This window comes from Parazoarcus sp. PS-13 R2A, assembly GCF_057621855.1.
This window is the reverse complement of the sequence record NZ_JBYEXN010000012.1, coordinates 35,668-60,880: the sequence shown is the minus strand read 5'-3', so window position 1 is coordinate 60,880 and position 25,213 is coordinate 35,668. Positions and strand designations below refer to the sequence as shown.

Below are 25,213 nucleotides of genomic sequence, written 5' to 3'. Positions count from 1 at the left end.
CTCCTCGGGCGCTCACGCCAGAATCTGGCGCAAGGCCTCAATGAACCGCGTGTTTTCTTCGGACAGCCCGATCGAGACCCGCAACCATTCGGGCATGCCGTAGCCGGCGATCGGGCGCACGATGACCCCGCGCTTGAGCAGCCCAAGGTTCACGGCAGCCGCATCGCCTGCCCTGAAGGCCACGAAATTGCCCGACGACGGAATCCACTCCAGCCCCAGTTCGGACAGTGCTCCGGTGATCTGCACCATGCCGCGACGGTTGACCTCGGCGCTCTGCGCCAGAAACTCCTCGTCACCGAGCGCTGCTTCCGCGGCCGCGAGGGCGATGCTCGAAACGTTGAAGGGCTGCCGGACCCGGTTCATCAGATCGGCCACCTCGGGGTGCGCAATCGCATAGCCCACACGCAGCCCCGCCAGGCCATATGCCTTGGAAAACGTGCGCGAGATCAGCAGATTCGGAAAGCGTGCCAGCCAGCCAAGGGCGTCATAGGACTGCTCCGGCGCGAGATACTCGGTGTAGGCCTCATCCAGCACCACCAGCACATCCCGCGGCACCTTCGCGAGGAAAGCTTCGAGCTGTTCGCCGGACAGGAATGTCCCGGTCGGATTGTTCGGGTTCGCGATGAAGACGATGCGGGTCTCGGGCGTGATCGCCGCGGCCATGGCATCCAGATCGTGCCCGAAGTCCCGGGCCGGCACTTCGATACACTTCGCCCCCACCGCGTTCGTCGCCAGCGGATACACCGCAAATGCGTGCTGCGAGAACACCGCGGCACAACCTGGCGCCATGAACGCCCGCGCGGCAAGCTCGAGAATGTCGTTGGAGCCGTTCCCGATCACCAGTTGCTCGGCACGCACGCCGAACTTGCTGCAGATCGCCGCTTTCAGCGCAAAGGCATTGCCGTCCGGGTAGCGGGCGACCTCCGACAGTACGCCGGTGATCGCGTCGCGGGCCCGCGCACTCATGCCGAGCGGGTTCTCGTTGGACGCGAGCTTGACGATGCTCCCTTCGGGAATGCCCATCTCCCGGGCCAGTTCGGAAACCGGCTTGCCGGGCAGGTAAGGCATGATTGCGCGGATGTACTCCGGCGCATTTCCAGCAACACTCATGCTTGTCTCCAGCTTGTTCAGATCGCGGCGACGGGGTAGGACCCCAGCACCTTGACGAAGGCGGCACGCTCGCCGAGCTCCTTGAGCGCGACGGCGACATCGGCGTCGGTCTGGTGTCCCTGCAGGTCGACATAGAACACGTATTCCCACAGCCCGCCACGGGCGGGCCGCGACTGCAGCTTGGTCATGTCGACGCCATGACGCGCGAGCGGCTCGAGCAGCGCATACATTGCGCCCGGCCGGTTCGGCGCCGAACACACCACCGAGGTCTTGTCCTTGCCCGACGGACCGGCCTCGTGATGCGCGATCACGAGGAAACGGGTTGAATTGTTGGGATCGTCCTCGATATTTGATGCGAGCTTGTTCAGGCCGTAAAGTTCGGCGGCGGCTTCGCCCGCAATCGCGCACGACTCAGGATCTTCCGCAGCCAGGCGCGCGGCCTCGGCATTGCTCGCCACCGGGATGCGCGGCAGATTGGCCAGATGACGGTTGAGCCACTCGTGACACTGGGCGAGCGACTGCGCATGCGAATACAGCCGCTTGGCGCCACCGATGCCTTCGGCACGCGACAGCAGATGCTGATGGATGCGCAGCTTGACCTCGCCGCAGACCTTGAGCGGGTTCGCGAGCAGCAGGTCCAGCGTGCCGCCGACGGCGCCCTCGGTGGAGTTCTCCACCGGCACCACGCCGTAGTCGGCATTGCCCTGCTCGACCGTGCGGAACACGTCGTCGATAGCGGCCATGGGCAGGAAGTTGGGGGCCGAACCGAAGTGCTTGCGGCTGGCGCTCTCGGAGAAGGTGCCGGCGGGGCCCAGATAGGCCACCTTCAGCGGCTGCTCGAGCGCCAAGCAGGCCGACATGATCTCGCGAAAAATCCGCTGCACCGCACCACCGGGCAAGGGACCGGGGTTGATGTCGGCCAGGCGGCGCAGCACCTGGGCTTCACGCTCTGGGCGATAGATGTTGCCATGCTTGATCTCGCCCACACGCTGGGCGCAGGTGGCACGCTCGGAAAGACGGGCGAGGATCTCCTCGTCGAGGCTGTCAATCCGGTTTCTCAGGTTCAGCAGTTCGTCGCTCATGCTCAGCTCTCAAAACGCCCGATCGGGCTCAGGCCCTGCGCGCGGCAAAGTCGCGCATGAAATCCACCAGCGCCTGCACTCCGGCAAGCGGCATCGCGTTGTAGATCGAGGCCCGCATGCCCCCGACCGACTTGTGTCCCTTCAGCTGCAGCAGGCCTGCGGCCTTCGATTCGGCCAGGAAGGCGTCGTTCAGCGCTTCATCCTTGAGGAAGAACGGCACGTTCATCCGCGAGCGGCACGCAGGGTCGATACGGTTCTCGTAGAAGTCGCTGGCATCGAGATAGCCGTAGAGCAGTTCGGCCTTGGCGATGTTCTGCGCCTCGATCGCGGCAACCCCGCCCTGGCGCTTGAGCCACTGGAACACCAGTCCGGCGATGTAGATGCCGTAGGTTGGCGGCGTGTTGTACATCGAGCCGTTGTCGGCGACCGTCCTGTAGTCAAAGGCCGTCGGACAGTGTGCAAGCGAGCGCCCGAGCAAGTCGTCGCGCACGATCACGATGGTCAGGCCGGCGGGGCCGATATTCTTCTGCGCACCGCCAAACAGCAGGCCGTACCTGGAGATGTCGACCTTGCGCGACAGGATGTGCGATGACACGTCGGCCACCACCGGCACCTCGCCGCGTCCGATCGTGGCCAGATCCGGCTCAAACGGATACTCCACGCCACCGATGGTCTCGTTGGTGCAGGTAAACACATAGGCAGGGTCGGCCGACAGCTTCCACTCTGCCATCGGCGGCACCGACCTGAAGCCGTTCGCCTCGGCGCTCGCTGCGATATTGACCTCGCAGTAGCGCCGCGCTTCCTTCTGCGACTTCTGCGACCACGAACCGGTAACGACATAGTCCGCCACCCGCTTGTCACCAAGCAGGTTCATCGGAATGATCGCGTTTTCGGCAATCGCACCGCCCTGCATGAACAGGATGCGGTAATTCGACGGCACCGCGAGCAGTTCGCGCAGATCGGCTTCGGCCGCCTCGGCAATGGACATGAACTCCTTGCCACGGTGGCTCATCTCCATCACGCTCATGCCGGCGCCATGCCAGTCGAGCATCTCCTCGGCGGCCTGGCGCAATACCGGCTCAGGCAGTGCTGCCGGACCGGCGCTGAAATTCCACACCCGACTCATGCTTCGTTTCCTTCCTCACCTTCGCCCTCGGCCGGCGCATCTCCGCCAGCGTCTGCGACCGGGCCCTCGCCCGCTTCCACATTGCCCTCTTCACCGCCCTCCGGCGCCTCGTCCAGGCTGCCAACGAGCTCATCCTCATCCGACTCGGCAACCTTCTCGATACCGGCGAGATAAGTCCCCTCGTCCAGGTTGATCAGGGTCACGCCCTGGGTTGCCCGGCCGAGCTCACGGATGTCCTGCACCTTGGTGCGGATCAGCACTGCACCGGTGGAGATCAGCATGACTTCGCCGGTCGGCTCGACCAGCACCGCGCCCACCAGCTTGCCGTTGCGATCGGACGTCTGGATCGCGATCATGCCCTTGGTGCCGCGGCCATGACGGGTGTACTCGGCGACCGGCGTACGCTTGCCGTAACCGTTTTCGGTTGCGGTCAGAACCGACTGCGACTCGTCCTTGGCCACCAGCATTGCGATCACGCGCTGACCATCTTCCAGCGTCATGCCGCGCACACCGCGCGCTTCGCGCCCCATCGGGCGCACGTCGCTCTCGGCAAAGCGCACTGCCTTGCCGGCGTCGGAGAACAGCATCACATCGCAGGCGCCATCGGTGATCTCGACGCCGATCAGGTGATCGCCATCGTCCAGGTGCACCGCAATGATGCCGGCCTTGCGCGGGTTGGCGAAGGCGGTCAGCGCGGTCTTCTTGACCGTTCCGGCAGAGGTCGCCATGAACACGAAGTGGTCGTCGTCGAAGGCCTGCACCGGCAACACGGCGTTGATCTTCTCCCCTTCCATCAGCGGGAACAGGTTCACGATCGGCTTGCCACGCGAGTTGCGCGTACCCTCGGGCACTTCATAGACCTTCAGCCAGTAGGCACGGCCACGGCTGGAGAAGCACAGCACGGTGTCGTGGGTATTGGCCACGAACAGGTGATCGATGAAATCCTCGTCCTTCATCGAAGTCGCCTGCTTGCCGCGCCCACCACGTCGCTGGGCACGGTAATCCGCCAGCGGCTGACGCTTGAAGTAGCCGGTGTGCGACAGGGTCACCACCATGTCTTCCGGCGTGATCAGGTCTTCGATGTTGATCTCGGAGGTGTTCATCACCAGCTCGGAGCGACGCGGGTCGCCGAACTGGTTGCGAATGCCGGTGAGCTCGGCAACGATGATCTCGGTGATGCGTTCCGGACGGGCCAGGATGTCGAGCAGGTCGGTGATGATGTCCATCACTTCGCGGTACTCGTTGACGATCTTGTCCTGCTCGAGACCAGTCAGGCGCTGCAGGCGCAGCTCGAGAATGGCCTGAGCCTGAGCCTCGGACAGGCGGTAGCCCTGGGCCGACAGACCGAACTGCGGGTCGAGCCCTTCGGGCCGGTAGCTGTCCGCCAGTGCGCGCGCCAGCATCTCTTCCACCAGCGGCGAGCGCCAGGTGCGATCCATCAGGCCGCGCTTGGCGTCGGCCGGGGACGGCGCCGCCTTGATCAGCGCGATGATCTCGTCAACGTTGGACAGCGCAACCGCCAGACCTTCGAGGATGTGACCACGATCGCGCGCCTTGCGCAGCTCGAAAATGGTGCGGCGGGTGATGACCTCGCGCCGGTGCTCAAGGAAGCACACCAGCATCTGCTTGAGGTTGAGCAGGCGCGGACGGCCGTCGACCAGCGCCACCATGTTCATGCCGAAGCTGTCCTGCAGCTGGGTGTGCTTGAACAGCTTGTTCAGCACGACCTCGGGCATCTCGCCGCGCTTGAGCTCGACCACCAGACGCATGCCCGACTTGTCGGACTCGTCGCGGATCTCGCTGATGCCCTCGATCTTCTTCTCGTTGACCAGCTCGGCCATGCGCTCCTGCAGGGTGCGCTTGTTCACCTGATAGGGCAGCTCGTCGACGATGATCGCCTGACGGTCGCTCTTGCCGATCGGCTCGAAGTGGGTGCGCGCACGCATGACCACACGGCCGCGGCCGGTGCGGTAACCCTCGTGCACGCCAGACAGGCCATAGATCAGTGCAGCAGTCGGAAAGTCGGGCGCCTTGACGATTTCGATCAGCGCTTCGATATCCGTCTCGGGATCTTCGAGCAGCTTCAGACAGGCATCGATGATCTCGCCGAGGTTGTGCGGCGGAATGTTGGTCGCCATGCCGACCGCAATACCGCTCGAACCGTTGATCAGCAGATTGGGAATGCGCGCGGGCATGACCAGCGGCTCTTTCTCCGAGCCGTCGTAGTTCGGCCCGAAATCGACGGTTTCCTTGTCGATATCCGCCAGCAGTTCATGACCGATCCGCGCCATGCGGATTTCGGTGTATCGCATCGCCGCAGCGTTGTCGCCGTCGACCGAACCGAAGTTGCCCTGGCCGTCGACCAGCATGTAGCGCAGCGAAAAGTCCTGCGCCATCCGCACAATGGTGTCGTACACCGCGGTATCGCCGTGTGGATGGTATTTACCGATCACGTCACCGACGATACGGGCGGACTTCTTGTATGCACGGTTCCAGTCATTGGAGAGCTCGTGCATTGCAAACAGCACGCGCCTGTGTACCGGCTTGAGACCGTCGCGCGCATCGGGCAACGCGCGCCCCACGATCACGCTCATGGCGTAATCGAGGTAGGAGTGGCGCATCTCCTCCTCGAGGCTGATCGGGAGTGTTTCCTTGGCGAACTGTGTCATGCTCTGAGGCGGTAAAACCCGCTTGAACCAAAAGCGTGCAATTTTAGCATGCGCAAGGGCTTCACTACCTTGACGACAGAAGACGATTGCAGCAGCACGTCATCTCGCGCGCAAAAAAATCTTTGCCCTGCACTTGAAATCCCTGCACACGCCCCAAGCTGTTGGGCGATTGATGAACACAGGGAGCGATCATCCATGCAGGAACAGAAGCCTACGCCGGAAAGCACAGCGGAACTCGAACAGGCGGCCGCCGCGGACGCCACGACGGAAAACCCGACCGGCGAGCATGCAGCACCGGACGTGATGCCCAGCCTCGAACAGAGCCTGCGTGAAGCCGAACTCAAGGCCTCCGAGCACCACGACGCCTGGCTGCGCGCCAAGGCTGAAACCGAGAACGTTCGCCGCCGTGCGCAGGACGACATCGCCAAGGCCTCCAAGTTTGCAGCCGAGAAATTCGCCACTGCGATGCTGCCGGTCAAGGACAGCCTCGAAGCCGCACTCGGCACCGAGAACCAGACCCTGGAAAAGCTGCGCGAAGGCGTCGAGCTGACGCTCAAGCAACTGGTCTCCGCATTCGAGGGCGCCAGCCTCACCGAAGAGAATCCGGCCGGCCAGAAGTTCGACCCCAACAAGCACCAGGCCATCGGCGCACTCGAGTCGGACGCCGAGCCGAACACGGTGATCAACGTGCTGCAGAAGGGTTACCTGCTGAACGACCGCGTGATCCGTCCCGCCATGGTGATGGTCTCGAAGGCAAAATCAGCGTAATTCGGCGCGCTGGTGGCTTGAAACACGGCCATCCCGCCCCATATTCGAATCAAGGCTGAGCCGGCAAACACGGCTCCCATACAAATTCTGGAACTAAAGGACACAATCATGGGCAAGATCATCGGCATCGACCTCGGCACGACCAACAGCTGCGTCTCCGTCATGGAAGGCGGCAAGCCCAAGGTCATCGAAAACTCCGAAGGTGGCCGCACCACGCCGTCCGTCGTCGCCTACGCGGAAGACGGCGAGATTCTGTGCGGTGCGCCGGCCAAACGCCAGGCCGTTACCAACGCCAAGAACACCCTGTTCGCCATCAAGCGCCTGATCGGCCGCCGCTTCGAAGAGAAGGAAGTGCAGAAGGACATCGCCATGATGCCCTACACGATCGCCAAGGCCGACAACGGCGACGCCTGGGTTGAAGTGCGCGGCAAGAAGATTGCCCCGCCGCAGGTTTCTGCCGAAGTGCTGCGCAAGATGAAGAAGACCGCCGAAGACTACCTCGGCGAAGAAGTCACCGAAGCGGTCATCACCGTGCCGGCCTACTTCAACGACAGCCAGCGTCAGGCCACCAAGGACGCAGGCAAGATCGCCGGTCTGGAAGTGAAGCGCATCATCAACGAGCCGACCGCAGCTGCCCTCGCCTTCGGCATGGACAAGAAGCCGGGCGACTCCAAGATCGCCGTGTATGACCTCGGCGGCGGCACCTTCGATATCTCGATCATCGAGATCGCCGACATCGACGGCGAGCACCAGTTCGAAGTGCTGGCCACCAACGGCGACACCTTCCTTGGCGGCGAAGACTTCGACCAGCGCATCATCGACTACATCGTCACCGAGTTCAAAAAGGAACAGGGCGTCGATCTCAAGAACGACGTGCTCGCCCTTCAGCGCCTGAAGGAAGCTGCCGAAAAGGCCAAGATCGAACTGTCCTCGGGCAGCCAGACCGAAGTAAACCTGCCCTACATCACCGCAGACGCTTCCGGCCCGAAGCACCTTGCAGTCAAGATCACCCGCGCCAAGTTCGAATCGCTGGTCGAAGAGCTCATCACGCGCTCGATCGAGCCCTGCCGCGTTGCGCTGAAGGATGCCGGCCTCAAGGTGTCCGACATCGACGACGTCATCCTGGTCGGCGGCCAGACCCGCATGCCCAAGGTGCAGGAAAAGGTTAAGGAATTCTTCGGCAAGGAGCCGCGCAAGGACGTGAACCCGGACGAGGCCGTTGCAGTTGGTGCCTCCATCCAGGGCGGCGTGCTGCAGGGCGAAGTCAAGGACGTGCTGCTGCTCGACGTGACCCCGCTGTCGCTCGGTATCGAGACCATGGGTGGCGTGATGACCAAGCTCATCCAGAAGAACACCACGATCCCGACCAAGGCGAGCCAGGTATTCTCCACCGCCGATGACAACCAGAGCGCCGTGACCATTCACGTGCTGCAGGGCGAGCGCGAAATGGCTGCCGGCAACAAGAGCCTGGGCCAGTTCAACCTGTCCGACATCCCGCCGGCACCGCGCGGCATGCCGCAGATCGAGGTCACCTTTGACATCGACGCCAACGGCATCCTGCACGTATCGGCCAAGGACAAGGCAACCGGCAAGGAAAACAAGATCAAGATCCAGGCCAACTCCGGTCTGTCCGATGCTGAAGTCGAGCGCATGGTTCAGGACGCTGCCTCGCACGCCGACGAAGACAAGAAGGCTCGCGAGATGGTCGACGCACGCAACCAGTGCGACACCCTGATCCACACGACCAAGAAGGCACTGGGCGAGCACGGCGACAAGGTCGGCGAAGAGGACAAGGCCAAGATCGAAGCTGCGATCAAGGAAGCCGAAGAAGCCATCCAGAGCGGTGACAAGGACAGCATCGAAGCCAAGACCCAGGCCCTTGCCATGGCCAGCCAGAAGCTCGGCGAAGCCATGTACGGTCAGCAGGGTGGCGCTGAGGCGGGCGAGCAGCCTGCGGGCTCGGCAGGCGGCAGCAACAAGGCCGACGACGCCGACGTGGTCGATGCCGAATTCACCGAAGTGAAGGACAAGAAGTAAGCGTCTCGCCCGACGGCAGACTTAACGGCCGAGCCCCCGCCGGAGCACCTGCTCCGGCTGGCTCGGCCTTTGCACGAAATAGGGACTTCTCGGACAGCAGCGATGAGCAAGCACGACGTGCATGGCAGACCCCGGCCCCACAAGGTCGGTGCAAACAGCCACGCTGCCTTGCCGAGCCCCCAAAAAGCCTGAGCGAAACATCATGTCCAAACGGGATTACTACGAAGTGCTCGGCGTCAACCGCGACGCCAGCGACGATGAGATCAAGAAGGCCTACCGCAAGCTGGCCATGAAACACCACCCGGACCGCAATCCGGACAGCAAGGACGCAGAGGAGAAGTTCAAGGAGGCCAAGGAGGCCTACGAGATCCTCTCCGAACCGCAGAAGAAAGCCGCCTATGACCGCTACGGTCATGCGGGCGTCGATCAGTCGATGGGCGGTGGCGGCGGCCAGGGCTTTGAAGGCTTTGGCGATGCCTTCTCCGACATCTTCGGTGACATCTTCGGCGGCGCAGGCGGGCGCGGCGGCCGCTCCAACGTCTATCGCGGCGCCGACCTGCGCTACAACCTCGAGATCTCGCTCGAGGAAGCCGCGCGCGGCGCAGAAAAGACGATCCGCATTCCGACCGTTGAAGAATGCGGCTCCTGCCACGGCAGCGGCGCCAAGCCCGGCACGCAGCCCAAGACCTGCCCCACCTGTGGCGGCGCGGGCCAGGTCCGTATCCAGCAGGGCTTCTTCTCGATCCAGCAGACCTGCCCGAAGTGTCATGGCAGCGGCCGCATCATCCCCGACCCCTGCCGCGATTGCGGTGGCGCAGGCCGGGTGAAGAAGCAGAAGACGCTCGAAGTGAAGATTCCGGCGGGCATCGACGAGGGCATGCGCCTTCGTCACGGCGGTCACGGCGAGCCGGGCGTCAATGGCGGTCCTGCCGGCGACCTCTACGTCGAAATCCACATTCGCAAGCACTCTGTGTTCGAGCGCGACCACGACGACCTGCACTGCGAGATGCCGATCAGCATCACCACCGCTGCACTGGGTGGCGAGATCGAGATTCCGACCCTGGAAGGCATGGCACGCCTGAAGATTCCGGCCGAGACCCAGAGCGGCAAGGTCTTCCGTCTGCGTGGCAAGGGGATCAAGAACGTGCGCTCGCACACCCATGGCGACCTGATGTGCCATGTGCTGGTCGAAACGCCGGTCAAGCTCACTGAGCGCCAGCGCGAACTGCTAGAGGAGTTCGAATCCATCGCCAGCGGCAATGTCGACCGGCATAATCCGAAAGCCAAAGGCTGGATGGACAAGGTGCGGGAGTTTTTCGGCACCTGACCGACGACTGCGGAAAGACCACCGCCGACGCACGCGCGACAGCCCCACAAGGCGTCGCGCCTGTCTCGGCGTTTTTCGTCCACAAACCGGACGCCGCGGGATATGATGATCGGGTCCGCGAAGAGACCTTGATGGAGACACTATGAAAGTAATACGTCCGCTACTGGCCGCGGTGCTCGTGGCCCTTGCGCCACTGCTTCCGGTCGGTGCTGCGCACGCCCAGCAGGGCGTCGCCAACGACAGCATCACGCTTGGACACTCCGGCGCCCTCACCGGGCCGCTGGCCGAACTCAACAAGGAATACCTTTCCGGTGCGATGCTTCACTTCGACCAGCTCAATGCCCGCGGTGGCGTGAATGGTCGCAGGATCGAGCTCATCACCGAAGACGATGCCTACAACCCCGATCGCGCGGCGGCAAATGTCCGCAAGCTGATCGAAAAGGATCAGGTGCTGGCACTGTTCGCATGCTTTGGCACCGGCCCCAGCCTGAAGGCCATTCCGGTTGCCACCGCTGCCAAGGTACCCTTTTTCGCCCCATACACAGGGGCCGATGCGGTCCGTAGCCCAGGCAACCCGCTCGTCTTTCACCTGCGCGCCTCGTATTCGCAGGAGATCGAAAAGATGGTCGACCATCTCGCAAACATCGGGGTGAAATCGATCGCGGTGGTGCACCATGCCGACCCCTTCGGACAGGCCGGGCTTGAGGCCGCAACTGCAGCCCTTACCCGTCGTGGCCTGCCCGCACCGGTCGTTGCACCGATCGCATCCGACGGCAGCAACGCGGCCGAAGCAGTTGGCAAGGTCGTTGCCGGCAACACCGCGGCGGTCATTCTGGTGACCGCGGGCAACAGCTCCCCGGCCTTCATGCGGGCGCTTCTCGAAACCGATTACCGGCCGATGCTTTTCGGCCTTTCGGTAATCAGCAGCCGCCAGTTGATCCGCGAGCTCGGGGACAAGGCGCGCGGCATGGTGATCGCCCAGGTCATGCCCTCGCCCTTTCGCATCGACTACCCGATGGTGCGCGAATACCGGCAGGCAGCCGACAAGGCGGGGCAAAGCTACTCCTACACCGCCCTCGAAGGCTATCTTGCCGCACGCAGCTTCAGCGAAGGTCTGCGCCGTGCAGGCCGCGAGCTCAACCGTGAGCGCCTGATCAGTGCGCTGGAGAGCCTCGGTGACTGGGATGCCGGCGGCCTGCGTCTGGCGTTTTCCGCGCGCAACAGGAGCGGGCTGAACTTCGTTGACCTGACGGTGATCGGCAAAGGCAGCTTCGGAAACTGAGCGCGGCGATGGCCAGAAAAAGGGGCTGCACCCTGACAGGTGCAGCCCCTTTTTCGTGCCTGTTGCGGGCCAGGGTTCAGGCGCGACGCCAGGTCGTGCCCTGAGCGCTGTCCTCGAGCACGATCCCGGCTTCGAGCAAGGCCGCACGAAGACGGTCGGCTTCGGCGAAATCGCGACCCTTCTTCGCGCTGACCCGGGCTTCGATCATGCGCTCGATCTCGGCGACGTCCAGCCCACCTTCCGTCTGCACCCCGCCCTGCAGGAACGCTGTTGCGTCGCGTTCGAGCAAACCGAGCACCTTGCCCAGTGCACGCAGCTGCTGCGCAAGCTCCGGGGCTGCGCCACGATTGACCTCGTTGGCAAGCTCGAACAGCACGGCAAGCGCTTCGGCGGTGTTGAAATCGTCGTCCATCGCAGCCTGGAAACGCTGCGCCCATGGCGTGCTCCAGTCAGGGTCGGCATCCGTGACCGGCACGGCCTTGAGCGCCGTATACAGCCGTGTCAGCGCCTGACGCGCATCGTCGAGGTGGGCGTCCGAGTAGTTCAGCGGACTGCGGTAATGGGCACGCAGGATGAAGAAGCGCACGACCTCGGGATCGTACTGTTTCAGCACCTCACGGATGGTGAAGAAATTGCCCAGGGATTTCGACATCTTTTCGTCGTCGACCCGGACAAAACCGTTGTGCATCCAGTAGTTGACGAAAGCGTGACCATGCGCGCCTTCCGACTGCGCAATCTCGTTCTCGTGATGCGGAAACTGCAGATCCTGCCCGCCACCGTGAATGTCGAAATGCTCGCCGAGCAGATCGGCACTCATCGCCGAGCACTCGATATGCCAGCCCGGACGACCACTTCCCCAGGGCGAGGCCCACTTCGCCTCTTCCGGCTCTTCCGCCTTGGCATGCTTCCACAGCACGAAATCGAGCGGATCGTTCTTGTCGCCGACCACATCAACACGCTCGCCGGCCCGCAGTTCGTCGATCGACTTGCCCGACAGCTTGCCGTAACCGTCGAACTTGCGCACCGCAAAGCACACGTCACGGTTGGCAGCGACATAGGCCAGCCCCTTGGCCTCGAGGCGGCCGATCAGGCTCTGCATGCCGGCTACGTAATCCATTGCCCGCGGCTCGTGGTCAGGGCGCAACACACCGAGGGCGTCCGCATCCTCATGCATCGCCGCAATGAAGCGATCGGTCAGCGCACGGATGCTTTCGCCGTTTTCCTGCGCCCGCCGGATGATCTTGTCGTCGATATCGGTGATGTTGCGCACATAGGTCACATCAAGCCCGCTCGCGCGCAACCAGCGCGTCACCATGTCGAAGACCACCATCACCCGTGCGTGGCCGAGGTGACAGTAGTCGTACACCGTCATGCCGCAGACATACATGCGGACCTTGCCGGCATCGATGGGTTGAAAGTGTTCCTTCTTGCGGGTGAGCGAGTTGTAGATGGTGAGCATGCAGATAACCGAAAAGCGCTCGCGGCGACAGCCGCGAAACAGTGTGATTCGTCAGTCGCGGCAGCAAAAAAGCGGGCTCCGACCGGACCCGCTCCGTTGTGTTACCGCTGTCAGCGTCGCGACACAGGAAACTATGAGTGCTTGCCGCTTGTTGGTAGAATCCGGGGCTGGTTAGCAGCCCGGATCACCCGCCAAAATTATAGCACGGCGCATAATTGCGAACTTTTGCCGACCCTCCATGCGCCCTGGCGCCAAGAGGGACTGCTCGCACCTCATCCGGCAACCCTGCCGTTACCCATCTCCCGGAGACCGCATGAAGAAGCAGGCTCTTGCACTGATCGCTTTCATCAGCTGCAGCATTCAGGCTTTCGCAGCCAACCCCATGGTTGAGCTCAAGACGAACCACGGCGACATCGTGGTCGAACTCAATGCCGAGAAGGCACCAAAGTCGTCCGCGAACTTCGTCCAGTACGTCAAGGACGGCCACTACGACAATACCGTGTTCCACCGCGTCATCGATGGCTTCATGGTCCAGGGCGGCGGTTTCGACGCAAAGATGACGCAGAAGCCGGCTCGTGCCCCGATCGAGAACGAGGCGAAGAACGGCCTCAAGAACCTGCCCGGCACACTGGCCATGGCACGCACGGCTGACCCGCATTCGGCCTCGGCACAGTTCTTCATCAACCTCGTGCCCAACACCTTTCTCGACTATCCGTCACGCGACGGCTGGGGCTATGCGGTATTCGGCAAGGTTGTCCGCGGCATGGATGTGGTCGAGAAGATCGCCAAGGTAAAAACGGGCAACGCCGGCATGCATCAGAACGTACCGCTCGAACCGGTCACCATCGAGTCGGCGCGCGTCCTCGACGCTGCAACGACCCCCAGCAAATAAGCCCACAGGAGAACAGCATGGCAGTCAAACTGCACACCAATTTCGGCGTAATCACCCTCGAACTCGATGCCGAAAAGGCGCCCGTCACGGTCGAGAACTTTCTTGCCTACGTTGAAGCCGGCCACTACGACAACACCGTGTTCCATCGCGTCATCGACGGCTTCATGATCCAGGGCGGTGGTTTCGAGCCCGGCATGAAGCAGAAGGCCACGCGCGACACGATCAAGAACGAAGCCGACAACGGCCTCAAGAACAACCGCGGCACCGTTGCCATGGCCCGCACCCAGGCACCGCACTCCGCATCGGCCCAGTTCTTCATCAACCTCTCCGACAACGACTTCCTCAACTACCGCTCGCCCGACCTGCAAGGCTGGGGCTACTGCGTGTTCGGCCAGGTCAGCGATGGCATGGACGTGGTCGACAAGATCCGTGCGGTGAAGACCGGTTCCAGCGGCTTCCACCAGGACGTGCCGAAGGAAGACGTGATCATCGAGCGCGCCGAAGTTGTCTGATTCAGACGCAGCCATGTCCGCCGTCAGTGGCGGGCATGGCACCACAATGCCGGAAGCCCTGCATGCGGCGCTTCCGGCATTGTTCATTTCCGACCTGCATCTCGCCGAGGACCACCCGGAGACGGTCACAGCCTTTCTTGGTTTTCTCCGCGGCCCGGCACGTGAAGCCGGCAGCCTGTTCATCCTCGGCGACCTGTTCGAGTACTGGGCCGGCGACGATGATGTCGACGCCCCCTTCAATCGTCAGATGTGCGCTGCGCTACGCGCGCTCTCCGAGAGCGGCGTCCAGCTTTTCTACATGACGGGCAACCGCGACCTGCTGGCCGGCGACGACTTTGCCCGCATGACGGGCATGCGACTGCTGCCCGACCCGTCCCTGCTCGTACTGGGCTCGCAACGCATCCTGCTCAGCCATGGCGATGCCTTGTGCACTGACGACCTTTCCTATCAGGCCTATCGCAGCCAGGTTCGCGATCCCGCGTGGCAGGCCGGCTTCCTGTCCCAGCCGCTCGCCGCCCGCAAGGCCTTCATCGAAAGCCTGCGCAAGCAGAGCGAAACCGCCAAGCAGGAAAAGGCGATGACCATCATGGACGTCAACGCCGGTGCGGTGGAAGCCATCCTGCGCCAGTACGGCCATCCGGCCCTGATTCACGGCCATACTCACCGCCCGGCTCGTCACCTGCATCGAGTAGACGGCCGCGACTGCGTGCGCTGGGTTCTGTCCGACTGGCACAGCCATGCCACCTGGCTGTCGTTTGACGGCAGGGACTTCAAGGCAGTCGTCCCGACTCAGACCTGAGGCTGCGCGTAACGACCGTGCGACGGCGCAGGCAGCGCCAGAAACGATCGCACGTCGTCATGCCCGATTTGTTTGACATGTAGTCGTCAGGCTATGCTGACGCCTTACCGATCTCACCTTGCGCTAAACAGGCCCACCATGTTTCGTACCTTAAGACGGCCCGACGCCCTTGCCGTCACCCTGGCCGCAGCTGGCATTCTTGCGATCACGATGGGCATCCGCCAGTCGCAGGGGCTGTTCATCAGCCCGATGAACACCTCCACAGGACTGGGCATTGCCACCATCAGCTTTGCGCTGGCCATCGGCCAGTTTACCTGGGGCGCGATCCAGCCCATCGCCGGTGCGGCTGCAGATCGCTACGGCCCAAGAGCGGTGCTCATCGCCGGCGTGCTTGCATTGGCCCTGGGGAGTGCGATCACACCCTTCATCGAGTCCAGCTTCGGCCTCACCGTTTCGCTTGGCCTGCTGTTCGCAATGGGATCGGGTGCGGCCAGCTTCTCGGTGCTGATCGGCGCCGCTGCACAGCGCCTTCCGCTGGAAAGCCGCGGCACGGCCTCGGGCGTGATCAATGCTGGCGGATCATTCGGTCAGTTCGTCTTTGCGCCTCTGCTGCAGAAGCTGATTCAGCTCACCGGATGGATGGGTGCAATGTGGGCAATGGCGGTCATGACCCTGCTTGCCCTGCCCTTGATCAACAAACTCACCGGCACGCAGCAGCAGCCTGTCCAGCACCACGAGGAAGACACCGGCGCCTTGCGTGCGATTCGCAATGCACTCAAGGACCGCAGCTACATCCTGCTCCATGCGGGCTTCTTCACCTGTGGCTTTCATATCGCGTTTCTGGTGACGCACCTGCCGGGCGAAGTCGACCTGTGTGGTCTGCCGCCGTCAGTTGCCAGCTGGTCGCTCGCAATCATCGGACTGGCGAACATCTTCGGCAGCCTGTATGCCGGCGCCTGGATCTCCCGTTACCGCAGCAAGCATGTGCTGGCGGCGATGTACGGCTCGCGCGTGCTGCTGATCGCGCTCTACCTGATGCTCCCGAAAACCGAGTGGACCTTTTACGCGTTCGCGGCCGGGCTCGGCTTCACCTGGCTGGCGACCGTACCGCCAACGGCCAGCATCGTGGGCAAGCTCTTCGGTGTGCGCTACCTGGCCACCCTGTTCGGCATGACCCTGCTCTCGCACCAGATCGGCGGCTTTCTGGGGGCATGGCTGGGCGGCCTGAGCCTGACCATGCTCGGCGACTACTCATGGATGTGGTACGCCGACATGGCCTTGGCCGCCTTCGCTGCGCTCGTGAACCTGCCGATCAAGGAAGCGCCGATCAAGCCTGCCACCGCAGCCGCCTGAACGCGATCCCGTCTGCAGGCCGGGACTACAGCACGATTGAGGCGAGTCCGAGAAAGGCAAAGAAACCGATGACGTCGGTCACGGTCGTCAGAATCACCCCGCCCGCCAGCGCGGGGTCGATTCCCATGCGATCGAGAACCATCGGTACCACCAGACCCGCGAGCGCAGCAAACAGCAGATTGATCAGAATCGCCGCGCCGATGACACCGCCGATCTGCCAGTCGCCAAACCAGGCGACGGCCAGCAATGCCACAACGACCGCCCACAGCAATCCGTTCAGCAGCGCGATGCCGATTTCCTTCGCGAGCAGGGCCCGCGCGTTGCTGCCCCCGACCTGACCGAGCGCCATGCCGCGAATCACCAGCGTGAGCGTCTGGCTGCCGGCGATGCCCCCCATGCTGGCAACGATCGGCATCAGCACGGCAAGCGCAACCACGCGTTCGAGCGTAGTCTGGAACAGCCCGATCACCCAGGCGGCAAGGAAGGCGGTCACGAGGTTGATCCCGAGCCAGACCGCCCGTCGCCGGGAACTGGTCAGCACCGGGGCGAACATGTCGGCTTCTTCGTCCAGACCGGCCATGTGCATCATGGCGCGGTCCGAGCTTTCGCGGATCAGATCGACCACGTCATCGACGGTAATCCGCCCGAGCAGCAAGCCGTTCTCGTCCACCACCGGGGCAGACAGCAGGTCGTGATCCTGAAACAGGCGCGCGACCTCATCGGAGGACGTGGTCACCGCGATGACCGGGAGCTCGGTCTCCATCACCTCGGCCACCTTGAACTCCGGCTTGGCCGTCACCAGCGCACTGAGCCTGAGCACGCCCTGATAGATGCCCTTGCGGTCGACCACCATCAGCATGTCGGTCTGCACCGGCAGCGATTTGATCAGGCGCAGATAGCCGAGCACGGTTGCCAGACGCACATCGGGCCGCACCACGATCTGATCGGCGTTCATCAGGCCACCCGCCGAATCCTCGGGATACGACAGCATCGACTCGAGCTTCTCGCGGCGACGGCCGTAGGTGGCGCGCATCAGTTGCTGCCCGTTCTCGTCGGGCAAGGCCTGAATAAGGTCGACGAGATCATCGAGATCGAGCCTTTCAGCCGCGATCACCAGATCCTCGTGATCCATTTCGAGCGCCAGCGCAGCGCAGCTCTCACCATGCAGATAGGTCAGAACCTTACCCGCGCGATCGGCCTCAACCATGCCCCAGGCCGCGACACGCTCCTTTGGCGGCAGTGACTCCAGCAATCCGGCTGCTTTGGCCGGGTGCATGTCGCGCAGAATCTTGCCTACGCGTTTGAGCTTGCCCTGCGCCAGCGCGCCCCGCACTTCCCGGATCTGCGTTGCCGCGGACGACTCCTCGCTTTCCGCTTCCTCTTCCTGATGACTGGCATGGTCGCCCGACTCGCTGACCAGATGGCGCCCAAGTGCGGGATTGAGGTGAGCGAGAATGCGCGCCTCATGCCCGGAATCGACCTGTTGCCACACGGCAAGGCGCTGCTCGGGATCGAGCACCTCGAGCAGCCCGGCGATCTTCGCATGATGCATCTGATGCAGCATCTTTCGAACACGTTTGTACTTCCCGTGTTCGAGTGCCGCGATGATCTGTTCGATCTCGGTATGTACGCTGCCCGTTGTGTGATCCGTCATTCAAGTCGCCCATGTTGTCAGGTGCCGAAGGCGCAGATCGCATACGCCCTGCCACCGTCAGTCTACGCAAATCGCCCGCAACACGCACCGCAATCGCGATGCCGGGCCACCTGCAGGCACTCCTCGACAGTCACTGCGGCACAGTCGTGACGAAACAGTGTGACGAAAAAAAAGCGCCGGTCATGCAACCAGCGCTTTCTGGGGTACGGCACGCCTGCAGCAAGAGTCAGCCTGCGAGTCCTCGAGCCAGATCGGCCTTGAGGTCGTCAATCGACTCCAGCCCCACGGCGATACGCAACAGTCCGTCGCCAATGCCCGCTGCGGCACGCGCTTCGGGCGAAATGCGTCCATGCGTCGTGGTCGCAGGATGCGTGATCGTGGTCTTGGTGTCGCCGAGATTGGCGGTGATCGAAATCATCCGGGTGGAATCGACCACCTTCCATGCCGCCTCGCGCCCACCCTTGACCTCGAAGCTCAGAATGGCGCCGCCACTCTTCTGCTGTCTCATTGCCAGCTCATGCTGCGGGTGCGAAGGCAGTCCGGGGTAGAAGACGCGGGCGACGCCCGGCTGGGCCTCAAGCCAGCGTGCGAGCTCAAGCGCGCTCGCGGACTGCGCATCCATGCGGATGCGAAGTGTTTCGAGCCCCTTGAGGATGACCCAGGCATTGAACGGCGACAGCGTCGGTCCCGCAGTGCGCAAGAACTTGAACACCTCGTCGGTAATGACCTTCGGACCCACAACGGCACCACCAAGCACGCGTCCCTGCCCATCCAGATACTTGGTCGCCGAATGCACGACCACGTCAGCGCCGAGTTCGAGCGGACGCTGCAATACCGGCGAACAGAAGCAGTTATCGACCGCAAGAATGGCCCCTGCTTCGTGTGCGACCGCGGCAACCGCTGCGATATCAACAACCTCGGTCAGCGGATTGGACGGCGTCTCGATGAAGAACAGCTTGGTGGAAGCACGCACGGCGTCGCGGTAGGCGGCAAGATCGGTCGCGGGCACGAAAGTGGTCTCGATGCCGAACTTGCTCAGGACATTGCCAAAGAGCTGCTGGGTGGAACCGAACAGCCCCAGCGACGCCACCACATGATCGCCCGCCTGCAGCGCGGACATGGCCAGCGACAGGATCGCCGACATGCCGGACGCTGTCGCGATGCAGGCCTCGCCGCCTTCGAGCGCCGCCAGACGCGTCTGCATCGCCGTCACCGTCGGGTTCGAGAAACGGGCATAGACGTTGCCTTCTTCCGCACCCGAAAAGCGCGCAGCGGCCTGGGCTGCGTTGTCGAACACGAAGCTCGAGGTCAGGTACATCGCCTCGCTGTGCTCGTTGAACTGACTGCGATCGATGCCGGCACGCACCGCAAGGGTGTCCAGATCGTAGTTGTCTTTGCTATCGGCCATCGATGTCACTGGTCCGGATGCGTGATGAGGTTCAGGTCCATCTGGTCGCTGTCACTGTCCTCGCGCGAGGTCGGCTTGACCTCACAACGCTGGTTCTCGACCCCGCTGAGGTACTCGGCCGTGATGTCGCCCGTCACATAGGTGCCGTCGAAACAGGACGTCTCGAAGAACTTGATCGACGGATTCAGTGCGCGCACCGATGCCTTGAGGTCATCGAGATCCTGATAGATCAGCCCATCGGCACCGATCTGCCGGCAGATCTCGGCTTCGTCGCGATCGCTCGCGATCAGCTCGCCGCGGGTCGGCATGTCGATGCCGTACACGTTCGCGTACCGAACGGGTGGTGCAGCGGAAGCCAGATAGACCTTGCTCGCTCCAGCCTCGCGAGCCATGTTGACGATTTCCTTGCTGGTCGTTCCGCGCACGATCGAATCATCCACCAGCAGCACGCTCTTGCCCTTGAACTCCTGATGAATGGTGTTGAGCTTCTGACGCACCGACTTACGCCGCGTCGCCTGCCCCGGCATGATGAAGGTGCGGCCGATGTAGCGGTTCTTGACGAAGCCTTCGCGATAGGGAAGGTTCAGCCGGTGAGCCATTTCCATCGCCGACGGCCGGCTCGAATCCGGAATCGGGATGACCACGTCGATGTGGACGTTCGGCAGCGTGCGCTTCATCTTCTCGGCAAGGAACTCGCCCATCTTGACCCGCGACTCGTACACCGACACCCCGTCAATGATCGAGTCCGGACGCGCGAGGTAAACGAATTCGAACATGCACGGTGCTTCGACGGTCTTCTCGGCACACTGACGGCTGCGGAAATTGCCGTCAATGTCGACCAGAACGGCCTCACCGGGTGCGACGTCGCGCAACAGCTTGAAGCCGAGCACATCGAGTGCAACCGACTCGGAGGCCACCATCCACTCGGTTCCAGCGTCGACGTCGTTACGTCCGATCACCAGCGGACGAATGCCGAAGGGGTCGCGGAAGGCGAGCAGACCATAGCCTGCAATCATCACGACAGCCGCGTAGGCGCCACGACAGCGGCGGTGTACGCCTGCAACCGCACGGAAGACCGCGTCTTCGTCAAGTTTGAGGCCGTTGGCAGCCGCCTGCAGTTCGTGCGCCAGCACGTTGAGCAACACTTCCGAATCGGAGTTGGTGTTGATGTGACGCAGATCGGCGAGGAACATCTCGCGCTTGAGCTCTTCCGAATTCGTTAGGTTGCCGTTGTGTGCCAGCAGCAGCCCGAAAGGCGAATTGACGTAGAAGGGCTGCGCTTCGGCAGCGTTGTACGCCGAGCCTGCCGTGGGGTAACGAACATGGCCGATACCCCAGTTACCTTCCAGGTTTCGCATGTTGCGCGTACGGAACACGTCCCGCACCAGGCCGGAACCCTTGTGCATGTGAAAACGACCGCCCTCGGCCGTGGCGATCCCCGCCGCGTCCTGGCCCCGGTGCTGAAGCACCTGCAGACCGTCATAGAGCAACTGATTAACCGGGGAAGTCGCGACGACCCCAAGAATTCCGCACATGGAAACCCTGCCTATCTGAAACGAACTCTGTCGGCTACCGCATCCGGCAGCCACGGTTTGGCAGCAATCACTGCCGTCTCCAGCGGCGGCGAAAACATCGCGTTTGCCCACCACGGCTCACGCGACACCCCCACCAGACCACCAATCAACACTACTGCGAACGTGATCGCCAGGCCGCGGGCCAGGCCGAACAGTGCGCCAAAAAAACGGTCGGTTGCCCCCAGGCCTGCAGCCTTGAGCAACTCTCGCAACAGGAAGCGCAAAAACGCCGCCAGCAACAGCACAACGACGACGATTGCGGCAAAGCCTGCAATCTGCCGCCAAGCGGGATCACCGATGATGCCGCTCAGCAGGCCCGCCGCCTCGCCCGAGTATCGCCAGGCGGCCAGCAATGCGGCCAGCCACGCCACCAGGGCCATGACCTCGCTCACCAGCCCGCGCCACAATCCAACGGCAGCCGACAGGCCGAGCACGGCCAGAAAAACGTAGTCGAAAACCGTCATTGCAACCAATCAGCGCGCCGCGAGCACCGCGTTGTGTCCCTGCGAACGCAGTTTCTCTGCGAGCTTCTCGGCGTCGCTCCGCGCCGGCACCGGGCCGACACGAACGCGCGTAACCTTGCCTGCCTTTTCAGTGTAGGCGGCGAAGCCCTTCTTTTTCAGCTCGGCGGCCAGCGCCGATGCCTTGGCTTCGTCACTGAAGGCACCAATCTGAATGACGAAGGATTCGGATGAAGCCACCGCTGCCGGAACGGCCGCACCGCTCAGCAAGGCCTTTACCCTGGCGGCTTCCTCTTCTTCGCGCGAAGGCGACGCGGCTGGCTTAGGGGCTGCGGCCGGCGTGTCTGCGACCGGCGCGGGCGCCGGAGAGGTCGCGGCAACGGCAGGCGGCGGTGAATTGCCGGGCGGCTGTTCCACGGGCGCGGGCGCCACATCAGGCTCGCTTGCCACCGCAGGCTGGCTGGGCGCAATCGGGCGCGCCTGGCTGGCGGTCGCGTCGCGGTCGGGAATCGAGATCTGGATATCCTGGGAGGACGTTTGGGGTTCCTGATCCATTGCCATCGGCAATACGATCGCGGCCAGCAGCGCGAGCGCGGCCGCACCTACCAGGCGCCTGCGTGCCCGCTTCTTGATCTCGAGGTTGTCTGCGTCACTCACCGGAAAACCTCTTCAGTGCCGCTCTGCACGAATCGTTGCCAGCACATCGGCCACTGTCAGGAATGAACCAAAGACGACGATTCTATCACCCTCCTCAACACTTTTCCGCGCTGCGGAAAATGCCTCGGCGGGCGTTTTGAAACATTGAATGTCGCCCTTCGCCTCTGCAGCGCGCACGCGCACGGCAAGCTCGTCCGCGCTCAGTCCTCGCGGGCCAGGCAGATCGGCGAGAAACCAGCGGTCCACCCGGTCTCGCAGTCGTGCAACGACGCCTTCGACATCCTTGTCGCCGAACATGCCCAGCACGGCGGCCGTTTCGGGGTGGAAGCTCATGCCCGCAAGGTTCTCGGACAACACGCCGGCCGCCTGCGGATTGTGCGCAACATCGAGAACGACCGTGGGCCGCCCGGCAAGCACCTGGAAGCGGCCCGGCACCTCGACCAGCATCAGACCTTCACGAACGGCCTGCATCGACACCGGAATCCGGTCACGCAGTGTGTCGAGCGCGGTCATGACAGCTGCGGCGTTGAGCAGCTGATTGGCGCCACGCAGGGACGGATAGGCGAGTCCGCCGCGCTTGGTCAGCGCACCGCTGGCCTGTGGCGCCGCGTAGCGCCAGTAACCCCACTGCTGCCGGTCACCGCCGAACCCGAAATCGCGCCCGCTGATCCACAACTGCGTACCGATCGCGGCCGCGTGATCGAGCAGCGACTGCGGCGGCTGCGGATCGCCGAACACGGCCGGCCGGCCGGCTCGAAAGATGCCCGCCTTCTCGAAGCCGATAGCTTCCCGGGTGTCACCCAGGTAATCCATGTGATCCATGGCCACCCCGGTAACGATCGCGCAGTCGGAGTCGAACACATTGACCGCGTCCAGGCGGCCTCCGAGCCCGACTTCGAGAATGACCACGTCGAGCCCTTGCGTGCGGAACACTTCCCACGCGGCCAGCGTGCCATGCTCGAAATAGGTCAGCGGGGTGTCGCCCCGCGCGTGCTCGACGGCATCGAAGGCCGCGACCAGTGCAGCGTCCTCGACATCCTTGCCATCAATGCGCACCCGTTCGTTGTAGCGCAACAGGTGGGGCGAGGTGTAGCAGCCGACGCGGTAGCCTTCAGCGAGCAGAATGGATTCGAGCATCGCACATGTCGAGCCCTTGCCATTGGTACCGCCGACCGTGATCACCACGAGGCCTTCGGGGTCCGGGCCGAGCGCCGCACGCACCGCGCCCACCCGCTCGAGTCCGAGCTGGATGGTCTGGGTGTGACGTGATTCGAGCAGCGCGAGCCACTTGTCGATCGTATCCGGCGTGACGCCGCTCACTTCCTGGAGATCAGGCATGGACGGCGGGCTGCCGGCTGAGCAGCGCAAGAATTTCGGCAATGCGCTGACGCAGTTCGCGACGATCGACAATCATGTCGATCGCACCCTTCTCAAGCAGAAACTCGGAGCGCTGGAAGCCGTCCGGCAGGGTCTCGCGCACGGTCTGCTCAATCACGCGTGGGCCGGCAAAGCCAATCAGCGCACCGGGCTCGGCAATCACCACATCGCCCATGAAGGCAAAGCTCGCCGAGACGCCGCCCATGGTCGGATCGGTCAGCAGGGAGATGAAGGGCAGCTTGCGTTGCGCCAACTGGGTAATGACGGCCGTCGTCTTCGCCATCTGCATCAACGAGAACAGCCCTTCCTGCATGCGCGCGCCGCCGGTTGCGGTAATGCAGATGAACGGGATTCGCTGCTCGAGTGCAGCCTTTGCACCGCGCACGAAACGCTCCCCGACCACCGACCCCATCGAACCGCCGAGAAATTCGAACTCGAAGCAGGCAACGACCACAGGCACGGTAAGAATCGCACCCTGCATCACCACCATTGCGTCAGCTTCGCCGGTATCGGCCGCAGCGGTAGACAGGCGCTCGGGGTACTTGCGGGAGTCCTTGAACTTGAGCGGATCGACCGGAATCACCTCCGCACCGATCTCGTGCCGGCCTTCCGGATCGAGCAGCTGGTCGAGACGCGTGCGCGCACGAACACGCTGATGGTGGCCGCACTTGGGACAGACGCTCATGTTGCTTTCGAGATCGGAGCGATAGAGCACGGCCTCGCAGGCCGGGCACTTGCTCCACAGCCCTTCCGGAATCGATTTGTTTCGTGCGCCCGGATCATTGCGTTTGATCTTGGGCGGCAGCAGTTTCTGCAACCAGCTCATTGTTTGGCTCCTGCAATCTCATCCAGTGCGGCACGAATGCCGCGGATGAAGGCGGATACATTGGACACCACCGCGTCGCGGGGACTGCGTTCGATCTCTTCGATGATGCGACTGCCGATCACCACCGCATCGGCCACTTCACCAATGCGTTTTGCGCTCTCGGCATCACGGATGCCGAAACCGACACCAACAGGCATGCCCACTGCGGCGCGGATCTGCGGAATGCGCCGTGCCACTTCGTCGAAGTCGAGGTTCCCCGACCCCGTCACGCCCTTGAGCGACACGTAGTAGATATAGCCGCTGCCGGCTTCGGCGACATCGCGGAAGCGCTGCTCGGACGACGTCGGTGCCAGCAGGAAGATCGGATCGAGCCCGGCGGCCTTGGACAGCGCAGCAAAGCGGGTGCATTCTTCGGGCGGATAGTCCACCACCAGCACGCCATCGACCCCAGCTTCGCTGGCGACTGCGATGAAGGTATCCTCGCCCATCGCCTCGATCGGATTGGCATAACCCATCAGCACGACCGGCGTCGTCTGATCCTCGACGCGGAAGGTGCGCACGATCGCAAGCACCTTGCGCAGGGTCATGCCTGCTGCCAGCGCGCGTTCGGAAGCACGCTGAATGGTCGGGCCGTCGGCCATCGGGTCGGAGAACGGGACGCCAAGCTCGATGATGTCGGCGCCGCCGGCAACCATCGCATGCATCAAGGGCACAGTGAGCTCGCCGTCCGGGTCGCCCGCAGTGATGAAAGGAATCAACGCCTTGCGACCCTCGGCCTGCAAACGCTGAAAGGTGGTCTGGATTTTCGACATGATGAAGTCCGGCAATGCGGACCGCAGG

The 25,213-nt window shown here is 63.2% G+C and carries 21 protein-coding genes; 8 read left to right on the top strand and 13 right to left on the bottom strand.

All coding sequences use genetic code 11. From position 1 onward, the window contains the following. Nucleotides 1-12 precede the first annotated feature (12 nt). From hisC to gyrA, 4 genes are read right to left on the bottom strand one after another with little or no spacing between them, the layout of a single operon-like run. A complete protein-coding gene (gene hisC / locus AC22G6_RS12570; RefSeq protein WP_487367049.1) occupies nucleotides 13-1,110 on the bottom strand; it encodes a histidinol-phosphate transaminase in 1,098 nt (365 codons plus the stop codon). Nucleotides 1,111-1,127: 17 nt separating this feature from the next. Next, nucleotides 1,128-2,192 carry a prephenate dehydratase gene (gene pheA, locus AC22G6_RS12565; RefSeq protein WP_108947600.1) on the bottom strand — a complete coding sequence of 355 codons (1,065 nt, stop codon included), beginning with the start codon at nucleotides 2,190-2,192 and terminating at the stop codon, nucleotides 1,128-1,130. 28 nt (nucleotides 2,193-2,220) lie between these two features. Then, entirely contained in the window at nucleotides 2,221-3,318 is a 1,098-nt protein-coding gene (gene serC / locus AC22G6_RS12560; RefSeq protein WP_487367048.1) for a 3-phosphoserine/phosphohydroxythreonine transaminase, read from the bottom strand. Then, the gene (gyrA, locus tag AC22G6_RS12555) at nucleotides 3,315-5,987 is read right to left on the bottom strand and encodes a DNA gyrase subunit A (protein ID WP_487367047.1); all 2,673 of its coding nucleotides are present in this window, start codon (nucleotides 5,985-5,987) and stop codon (nucleotides 3,315-3,317) included. The genes serC and gyrA overlap by 4 nt, the downstream gene beginning before the upstream one ends. 195 nt (nucleotides 5,988-6,182) lie before the next feature. Here gyrA and grpE point away from each other — a divergent pair, with 195 nt between their 5' ends. From grpE to AC22G6_RS12535, 4 genes are all read left to right on the top strand, one after another. After that, nucleotides 6,183-6,755 carry a nucleotide exchange factor GrpE gene (gene grpE / locus AC22G6_RS12550; RefSeq protein ID WP_487367046.1) on the top strand — a complete coding sequence of 191 codons (573 nt, stop codon included), beginning with the start codon at nucleotides 6,183-6,185 and terminating at the stop codon, nucleotides 6,753-6,755. Between the two features lie 108 nt (nucleotides 6,756-6,863). Next, entirely contained in the window at nucleotides 6,864-8,792 is a 1,929-nt protein-coding gene (dnaK, locus tag AC22G6_RS12545) for a molecular chaperone DnaK (RefSeq protein ID WP_487367045.1), read from the top strand. Between the two features lie 202 nt (nucleotides 8,793-8,994). Then, complete coding sequence (gene dnaJ, locus AC22G6_RS12540; protein ID WP_487367044.1) at nucleotides 8,995-10,119, top strand: molecular chaperone DnaJ; 1,125 nt, start codon at nucleotides 8,995-8,997, stop codon at nucleotides 10,117-10,119. A 142-nt stretch (nucleotides 10,120-10,261) separates the two neighbouring features. Beyond that, the gene (locus AC22G6_RS12535) at nucleotides 10,262-11,401 is read left to right on the top strand and encodes an ABC transporter substrate-binding protein (RefSeq protein WP_487367043.1); all 1,140 of its coding nucleotides are present in this window, start codon (nucleotides 10,262-10,264) and stop codon (nucleotides 11,399-11,401) included. Between the two features lie 76 nt (nucleotides 11,402-11,477). Here the strand turns inward: AC22G6_RS12535 and cysS are convergent, their stop codons facing one another. Further along, the gene (gene cysS, locus AC22G6_RS12530; protein WP_487367042.1) at nucleotides 11,478-12,860 is read right to left on the bottom strand and encodes a cysteine--tRNA ligase; all 1,383 of its coding nucleotides are present in this window, start codon (nucleotides 12,858-12,860) and stop codon (nucleotides 11,478-11,480) included. 313 nt (nucleotides 12,861-13,173) lie between these two features. On the opposite strand from cysS, the gene AC22G6_RS12525 reads away from it, so the two are divergent. The 4 genes from AC22G6_RS12525 (at nucleotide 13,174) to AC22G6_RS12510 (ending at nucleotide 16,416) form a co-directional block, all read left to right on the top strand. Further along, nucleotides 13,174-13,752 carry a peptidylprolyl isomerase gene (locus tag AC22G6_RS12525; protein ID WP_487367041.1) on the top strand — a complete coding sequence of 193 codons (579 nt, stop codon included), beginning with the start codon at nucleotides 13,174-13,176 and terminating at the stop codon, nucleotides 13,750-13,752. Nucleotides 13,753-13,769: 17 nt separating this feature from the next. After that, nucleotides 13,770-14,264, top strand: coding sequence for a peptidylprolyl isomerase (locus AC22G6_RS12520; RefSeq protein WP_108947591.1), 495 nt, complete (start codon nucleotides 13,770-13,772; stop codon nucleotides 14,262-14,264). A gap of 46 nt (nucleotides 14,265-14,310) precedes the next feature. Further along, the gene (locus AC22G6_RS12515) at nucleotides 14,311-15,063 is read left to right on the top strand and encodes a UDP-2,3-diacylglucosamine diphosphatase (RefSeq protein WP_487367118.1); all 753 of its coding nucleotides are present in this window, start codon (nucleotides 14,311-14,313) and stop codon (nucleotides 15,061-15,063) included. Nucleotides 15,064-15,201: 138 nt separating this feature from the next. Continuing rightward, nucleotides 15,202-16,416, top strand: a complete 1,215-nt coding sequence (locus AC22G6_RS12510) for an MFS transporter (RefSeq protein WP_487367040.1) — start codon at nucleotides 15,202-15,204, stop codon at nucleotides 16,414-16,416. A gap of 25 nt (nucleotides 16,417-16,441) precedes the next feature. Here AC22G6_RS12510 and mgtE read toward each other — a convergent pair whose 3' ends face one another. The 8 genes from mgtE to trpA form a co-directional block, all read right to left on the bottom strand. Beyond that, nucleotides 16,442-18,070, bottom strand: coding sequence for a magnesium transporter (gene mgtE, locus AC22G6_RS12505; protein ID WP_108947589.1), 1,629 nt, complete (start codon nucleotides 18,068-18,070; stop codon nucleotides 16,442-16,444). Nucleotides 18,071-18,296: 226 nt separating this feature from the next. Further along, the gene (locus AC22G6_RS12500) at nucleotides 18,297-19,478 is read right to left on the bottom strand and encodes an O-succinylhomoserine sulfhydrylase (protein WP_487367039.1); all 1,182 of its coding nucleotides are present in this window, start codon (nucleotides 19,476-19,478) and stop codon (nucleotides 18,297-18,299) included. 5 nt (nucleotides 19,479-19,483) lie between these two features. After that, nucleotides 19,484-21,013 carry an amidophosphoribosyltransferase gene (purF, locus tag AC22G6_RS12495; RefSeq protein ID WP_487367038.1) on the bottom strand — a complete coding sequence of 510 codons (1,530 nt, stop codon included), beginning with the start codon at nucleotides 21,011-21,013 and terminating at the stop codon, nucleotides 19,484-19,486. An 11-nt stretch (nucleotides 21,014-21,024) separates the two neighbouring features. Then, nucleotides 21,025-21,516: a CvpA family protein gene (locus tag AC22G6_RS12490; protein WP_487367037.1), complete on the bottom strand. Its 492-nt coding sequence runs from the start codon at nucleotides 21,514-21,516 to the stop codon at nucleotides 21,025-21,027. A gap of 9 nt (nucleotides 21,517-21,525) precedes the next feature. Further along, the gene (locus tag AC22G6_RS12485) at nucleotides 21,526-22,170 is read right to left on the bottom strand and encodes an SPOR domain-containing protein (RefSeq protein WP_487367036.1); all 645 of its coding nucleotides are present in this window, start codon (nucleotides 22,168-22,170) and stop codon (nucleotides 21,526-21,528) included. Between the two features lie 12 nt (nucleotides 22,171-22,182). Continuing rightward, nucleotides 22,183-23,508, bottom strand: coding sequence for a bifunctional tetrahydrofolate synthase/dihydrofolate synthase (gene folC / locus AC22G6_RS12480; protein ID WP_487367035.1), 1,326 nt, complete (start codon nucleotides 23,506-23,508; stop codon nucleotides 22,183-22,185). Next, a complete protein-coding gene (accD, locus tag AC22G6_RS12475) occupies nucleotides 23,501-24,373 on the bottom strand; it encodes an acetyl-CoA carboxylase, carboxyltransferase subunit beta (protein WP_108947583.1) in 873 nt (290 codons plus the stop codon). Before accD ends, folC begins: the two co-directional genes overlap by 8 nt. Next, entirely contained in the window at nucleotides 24,370-25,185 is an 816-nt protein-coding gene (trpA, locus tag AC22G6_RS12470) for a tryptophan synthase subunit alpha (RefSeq protein WP_487367034.1), read from the bottom strand. Before trpA ends, accD begins: the two co-directional genes overlap by 4 nt. Nucleotides 25,186-25,213 lie beyond the last annotated feature (28 nt).